Genomic DNA, 6,604 nt, shown 5'->3' on the forward strand with positions numbered 1-6,604 from the left:
CCGCGCCAGAATGGCCCGGCTTCAACGCCAGCAGTGGCGGCTAGACCGAGCATGCACTAACATTAAGCCCGGATCACCCCATGGGGGCAGACCAAGGGGTAATTGCAGAAAGATAATCTAATTCGCTAGTTTACGCTATCTCGTTACAGTTATACCTGTCGCCTCACAGGAGAACGAAACCAGAAATAATCTGTTTGTATTCTGCATCAATCATTAAGAGCGATGTGGGGCTTGCCGATTTCGCTCGAAAGCAGCGTAAAGTGCGGACATCAAATGTTTTGCAGAATTGCAGCCACGTGTAGTGCTAAAGCTAGCTGCGGCCGTTTGCTGCCCAGCGGCTGACCGCTTGAAGGCCAGAGCGCAGTGCGTGGCGTAGTTGAATAGAGAACGGAGCCTGAGATCCGCATTCCTCTGCTATAATTCGCCAGTCGAAACCATTGTGTCTTAGTGGCGGCGGCTTATATGAACTGACAAGCCGAAGTAGGTACGCCTCGATTTCAGTTGAAAGCTGTTCACAGGCAATTGGAGCGATCCGAACTCGGCAATATGTGGAGATCTTACGCTGGAAATAATCAGGACGATGTTTCATTTTATAAAGCGTGCCTGTGAATTCTTGGAGAGCGTAAAATTCGACCACTACAATAAGGTCGAAGCGAAAGGTGAGCGTAGGGTTTATATATCGATAAATCGGTCAATAGAACGGAGGTATGCAACTATCTCTTTCTTCAGATGAGATCTAAGACCGTAGGCGGCGAGAACGACGGCTATTCGTCGGGATACTTCGCCCGGACCTGGTGAGTGATCATTGACGACATCGATAACATAGTTGTTGCGACCAATAGCGCAGATATTTCCCCCTTCGGAGAGGATGTCGCGAACGAAATACGGTATATCTTCGATAACCATTAAACTCAGATTAGGTGAAAACATTAATCATCCGATATCACAGATCAGAAATAGCTCAGTTTGAGACGATGTAGTCAATTATTTCGATGATCCTCCCTTTGACAGGTGCAATATGCAGAGTCATTCTGCCGTCCGCACCATGCTTATGTGTTCGGTGATCGAGCGAGTTCCGAGCTTATTGATTATGCCGACACGGTGATTGTCGTCAGTGCAGCGGCGATCTCACGCGTCCTATAGCCACGGCAAATCAGATCAAGGATCTCTTTCTCGCGCGTAGTGAGCACTCTCGTGGCTACTACTCCTGTTACGATCCATATGTATGGCGACATGTGGAGATTGAGAAAATTGAACTACTCTTCAGGTCGGGTCTGATAATCGCACCTTGCCTCTCGTAAATGCAACATATGTTGGCGCCTATGCTTGGTTGGCCCCCAGACAAGTTTTCCGAGCACCAAACCAAGGCAAAAGGAGAATACGACTGTCATAATTGTTATGATGGATAGCTGTAGAATCAAATCCAGCATGGATAATACGTCTTTAGCTTAATCTCCTGAAATCGTCAGAAGGCGTGACGGAAACGTCGAATTTATTTCAATTATATGCGTATTTATTCTTTTGCATTATGTTATTTCTCCGTGCATCGCCGAGAATTTCAGTCATTAAACACCACGCTATCGTGGTGAAATAGGCCCCCGGATTTGCATATGCCGGGAATAGGCGGCTTTTTGGTATGTTCGAATAGAGACAACAGGTCGTCGATCGCCCCTTCAGCTGCTAGGTCTATCCGTCATTTGTAGTTGAATGCACCGGGATGATTTCCTAGACTTCCGGTCAATGCAGCGTATAGAATCGTTTTTCCATCCATCGACTCTTCTCCGCCTCCGATATTCAACCATATCAACTTTTCAGTGGAGGTCTTTTCATCCCATGTTGCGAAGACACCATACATGATGTTGCCTTTGGGATTATATATGACTGCCATCTTTTCAGCTATACAATCATGGCGTTTGCAGCCGCTCATGACATAGACTTCGTTTCCGTCAAATGCGAGCTTTACCGTTTCAGAATCAGTAGAGCCTCCCCTGACCCATTCCGGTAATGCGTGCCCTTTCGCCATCTCTTCAAAAGCCTTACGGGCGGCAGGTCCAGATGGAATATCGTGAAGTCTGAAGTCGTTTGCCTGTGCAACTCCATTGTATGGCACTACTAGTGCGCCTGTAAGGGCGATAACCCGTACTATCTTTTTCATGAGAGTATTTCCTTTTCATGCACTAGCCTTTCAGCAAGCGGCAATTGGTCTTTGAACATCCATAGAAGTCAACGGTTGGAGCGCAACTCATCTGCTTGTATATTTCGAAAATACCACATCCTCCGTTCAGCGCCGGCTACCAGCTCAATAGTCTGATGTTGTTGATAGTTGTTATAGAAACTACGCCCAGCCATCCTTTCGAAATATAGCTTTGAAAAGGCCCTGAACCTCCTCTGGAAGACCTGGACGAACCGCTGTATAGTGCTCCTCAATGGCAGGCCCGACTTGATCCATCTTTCTGAAGCACCCTTGCTCCGATCGCTAGCTTGAATATCTCATCAAATTTCGGATGGGGAGGAGCCCCCTGTGCCAGCACATATAGAGACTCGCGTTTGATTACCGCCCCGACACGGTTGAAAATCAGTCCGACACTTTCCTCCTGAATGTGCAACGGTCTTAGCCCAAACTTCGGAAGCACTACTATTATTCTCTGAATAACAGCCGGATCGGTCTTCCCGTATGACATCAATTCAACGAGAATCACGCGAGGTGGCATGTAGAAGTGGGAGCTGAGCACTCGCTCTGGTCTCAGCACGCCGTCGATTAGCTCACTACCAGGGAAGATGGATAAGTTGCTCGCGATGATCGCATTCGGGCTCGCTGCGGCGTCCAGATCACGAAGAACCCTACGCTGTTTGAGATCGGCACTATCAGGGACCGCTTCCTCAGTTGTCGCTGTACCAGCCGCTCTACCAGTGTAGCCACCATCTGCTTTGGTCGCTTTCGGTTCCAAGTTTGCGCCGACAAACGCTACTCCTTCGCTACGAACCTCTTCGTTGGGATCATGTAGCCTGACCTCAGCACCTCTGGTTGCGAGCATCAACGTGATCCGACGCCCATGTGTCCCTGCTCCCACCATTGCCATCGGTTTATCGACAAAGTCCAAAGACTGAAAACTCATTGAAAATCCTCTATGCATTCGTCGTGATGAGGTCGCTGGGTTCATAATCTGAAAAGGACCGCCCCAACGTCGTTACTCAATTTCTCTGGCCTGCCAGCGCAATTGATCGAAATGAGCGCAAGCACGGTAAACACCTCCACATGACCCTCGAGAAAGCAGCAGGTATTTGTGGGAAACACGGGCAGCCCCTCTCTTGGTCACAAGGCAACGGCAGATTGTTATTCATGACCTGTTTCGCGACGATAAGGAGGTACGATACTGTTTGGAGAACGCGTTACATAAGTGAATGAGGGTACTTAGCGCACCGAAGCCAATAATGAGGAATCTGCGTCGAAGCGCTTTCATGTGTCTTCGAAGATTAATAAGCGAATGCGGATGGCGCATTAGCGAATGTTGCTCACCTGCCTGCTCCACCACCGGGCCTCAAAGAACTCGCCTCCAGTTCTGCGAAACGCCGCACCCGCTGTCTTCACCCCTTGCAATTGCCAGGCAAGCCAGGCCGTTGGCAGACCCAAATACCCATAGACGCCAACTGTGCACGACAGCGGACTGCCAAGCACGGCTGACTCACAGTCCCGCTTGATCGACATGGCGTTACTGAGCGTAATCCGACGCTGGCATTTTCGAGAGCATCTCTCGATCCGAGAGATTTGCCGCAGGACCGGCCTTTCCCGGAACACTGTCCGCAAATACCTGCGCTTGGACGGCGTGGAGCCGAAGTTCAAGGTCCCGGAGCGGCCGAGCAAGCTTGATCCGTTCGCGGATCGGCTGTCGGCCTGGCTGAAGACGGAATCCAAAAAGGGCCGCAAGCAAAAGCGCACCCTGAAACAACTCCATGCCGATCTTGTGAGCCTCGGCTATGACGGTTCTTATTGCCGTGTTGCAGCCTTTGCCCGGGAATGGAAGGCAGACCGGCAGAGGGAATTCCAGACGACAGGACGCGGAACGTTCGTGCCTCTGGCCTTCGAACCGGGCGAAGCGTTCCAGTTCGACTGGTCGGAAGACTGGGCCGTCATTGGCAATGAGCGCACCAAGCTGCAGGTCGCACATACGAAGCTGAGCTATAGCCGCGCCTTCATAGTTCGGGCCTATCTCCTTCAGACGCATGAGATGCTGTTCGATGCGCACAATCATGCGTTCCGCGTCTTCGGTGGCATTCCCAGCCGCGGCATCTACGACAACATGCGCACGGCGATTGACAAGGTCGGCCGTGGCAAGGAGCGCGACGTCAACGTCCGCTTCCTGGCGATGGCCAGTCATTATGTGTTCGAGCCGGAGTTCTGCAATCCCGCGTCCGGTTGGGAAAAAGGGCAGGTCGAGAAGAACGTTCAGGATGCGCGTCACCGGTTCTTTCAACCGATCCCACGCTTTCCGTCACTGGAAGCTCTGAATGATTGGCTTGAGCTTCGGTGCAAGGAGTTCTGGGCAAAGACGCCGCACGGTCAGATGCGGGGCACCATCGCCGACATCTGGGCAGAGGAAGCGCCGGCCCTTATGCCCGTTGCCCGGCCGTTCGATGGGTTTGTCGAATATACAAAGCGCGTGACGCCGACCTGCCTCGTCCACCTGGAACGCAATCGCTACAGCGTGCCGGCATCCTTCGCCAACCGACCGGTGAGCTTGCGCGTCTACCCGGATCGTGTCGTGGTCGCCGCGGAAGGTCAGATCGTCTGCGAACATCGCCGCGTTATCGATCGCTCTCATGACCGGCCGGGGTAGACCATCTACGATTGGCGGCATTATCTTGCGGTTGTGCAACGAAAGCCTGGTGCTCTCCGCAATGGTGCGCCCTTTATAGAACTTCCCGACGAATTCCGGACCTTGCAGCAGTATCTGCTGAAGAAACCGGGCGGCGATCGCGAGATGGTCGATATCCTGGCCCTTGTCCTCCAGCACGACGAACAAGCTGTACTGAAGGCCGTCGACATGGCTCTGAAGTCCGGGGTCCCGACCAAGACCCATGTGCTAAACCTGCTGCATCGCCTGGTCGATGGCAAATCCTTTACCCCTCCAACCCTGGACGCACCTCAGGCGCTGACGCTCACCAATGAACCCAAGGCCAATGTCGAACGGTACGATACGTTGAGAAAGACGGAGACCCGCCATGCGTCATAACCCGGCAAGCGGTGCGATCGTCATCATGCTGCGGCAACTGAAGATGCACGGCATGGCACAGGCCGTCGGCGAGTTGACCGAACAGGGATCGCCGGCGTTCGAGGCCGCCGTTCCCATCCTGTCCCAACTTCTCAAGGCGGAAACGGCGGAACGAGAGGTGCGGTCAACGGCTTATCAACTCAAGACCGCACGCTTTCCCGCCTATCGCGACCTCAACGGCTTCGACTTCGCCAGCAGTGAAATCAACGAAGCGTTGGTGCGTCAGCTTCATCGCTGTGACTTCCTCGACGACGCCAACAACATCGTCCTGGTCGGCGGACCCGGCACGGGCAAGACGCACATTGCCACCGCGATCGGCATCCAGGCTATCGAGCATCATCAAAAGCGCGTTCGGTTCTTCTCAACGGTCGAGCTGGTCAATGCACTGGAGCAAGAGAAGGCTCAAGGTCGCCCAGGCCAGATCGCCAACCGCCTGGCACACTCCGATCTCGTCATTCTGGACGAGCTGGGCTACCTGCCGTTTAGTGCTTCAGGTGGGGCATTGCTCTTCCATCTGCTGAGCAAGCTTTACGAACACACGAGCGTTATCATCACCACCAACCTCAGCTTCAGCGAATGGGCCAGCGTCTTCGGCGATGCCAAGATGACCACCGCGCTGCTCGACCGGCTCACCCATCATTGCCACATCCTCGAGACCGGAAACGACAGCTTCCGATTCAAGAACAGCTCGGCCCATGAGCCCAAAACGACTAAGGAGAAACGTAGGAACTTGACCACCCCAACCACTACGGACGATATCTAAGGCGGGTCACTTCTCGGCGCAAATCCCGGGTCAGCTCTCAGCGCAAATCAACAATCGAGAGCGTCGAGAACCGTATTGCCGTGTCCAGTATTCGGGTCGCGCGTTGCAATCACGACAAATCCCCAACTGGCGAAATGGGACAGAAGATAGTCATAGACCTTCGGCTCGACGGGCGCATCAGACGTGCCGTTTGCCCAGAGGATAGCCGCACGCGGCCAGCCGCTTTGAATGTCCACCGGATACCACACATCACACAGATGACCTCGCTGATCACATGGTTCCCCAGAAGTCATACGCTTCACACGAGAAGGCCCTTCGACAAAATACTTGCTCTCAACAGTTCCGGTCGGGGCATATATTTCATCATCCGCCACAGCGCTGCTTACATGGAGGCAGAACAAAGCCACGAAGGCAAGACCGGCCGTGAAACGGTGCATCTTTCGGTAGTCTCCTTAGATGAGAGGCGATAGCAGATCTGTAAGCGTCATCTTGACCCCACCTTCCGGATCACCTTGTGATTGACGATGTTGAGCCTGAATAGAGGGCTTGGACATATGTCGATTTCAGAGCT

Annotated in this window: 5 protein-coding genes and 1 pseudogene; 2 read left to right on the forward strand and 4 right to left on the reverse strand. The window is 53.0% G+C overall.

Annotation, left to right across the window (positions count from 1 at the left end):
* Positions 1 to 1,088: 1,088 nt before the first annotated feature.
* The 3 genes from ACIQWP_RS31660 to ACIQWP_RS31670 form a co-directional block, all read right to left on the reverse strand.
* On the reverse strand, positions 1,089 to 1,235 hold the full coding sequence (locus ACIQWP_RS31660) for a LuxR C-terminal-related transcriptional regulator (protein WP_402796402.1): 147 nt from the start codon (positions 1,233 to 1,235) through the stop codon (positions 1,089 to 1,091).
* Positions 1,236 to 1,693: 458 nt separating this feature from the next.
* Positions 1,694 to 2,155: an Ivy family c-type lysozyme inhibitor gene (locus ACIQWP_RS31665; protein WP_402796405.1), complete on the reverse strand. Its 462-nt coding sequence runs from the start codon at positions 2,153 to 2,155 to the stop codon at positions 1,694 to 1,696.
* Positions 2,156 to 2,423: 268 nt separating this feature from the next.
* Complete coding sequence (locus tag ACIQWP_RS31670) at positions 2,424 to 3,116, reverse strand: 3-hydroxyacyl-CoA dehydrogenase family protein (protein ID WP_402796408.1); 693 nt, start codon at positions 3,114 to 3,116, stop codon at positions 2,424 to 2,426.
* Between the two features lie 588 nt (positions 3,117 to 3,704).
* On the opposite strand from ACIQWP_RS31670, the pseudogene istA reads away from it, so the two are divergent.
* A pseudogene (gene istA / locus ACIQWP_RS31675) lies at positions 3,705 to 5,231 on the forward strand (IS21 family transposase).
* Positions 5,221 to 6,033, forward strand: a complete 813-nt coding sequence (gene istB / locus ACIQWP_RS31680; protein ID WP_402796410.1) for an IS21-like element helper ATPase IstB — start codon at positions 5,221 to 5,223, stop codon at positions 6,031 to 6,033. The pseudogene istA and the gene istB overlap by 11 nt, the downstream one beginning before the upstream one ends.
* 47 nt (positions 6,034 to 6,080) lie before the next feature.
* Here istB and ACIQWP_RS31685 read toward each other — a convergent pair whose 3' ends face one another.
* Positions 6,081 to 6,470 (reverse strand): hypothetical protein, encoded by a 390-nt coding sequence (locus tag ACIQWP_RS31685; protein WP_402796412.1) that lies wholly within the window; start codon positions 6,468 to 6,470, stop codon positions 6,081 to 6,083.
* Between the last annotated feature and the right edge of the window lie 134 nt (positions 6,471 to 6,604).

Source organism: Rhizobium sp. NPDC090279, assembly GCF_044769665.1.
In the GTDB taxonomy this organism is placed as follows: Bacteria; Pseudomonadota; Alphaproteobacteria; order Rhizobiales; family Rhizobiaceae; genus Rhizobium.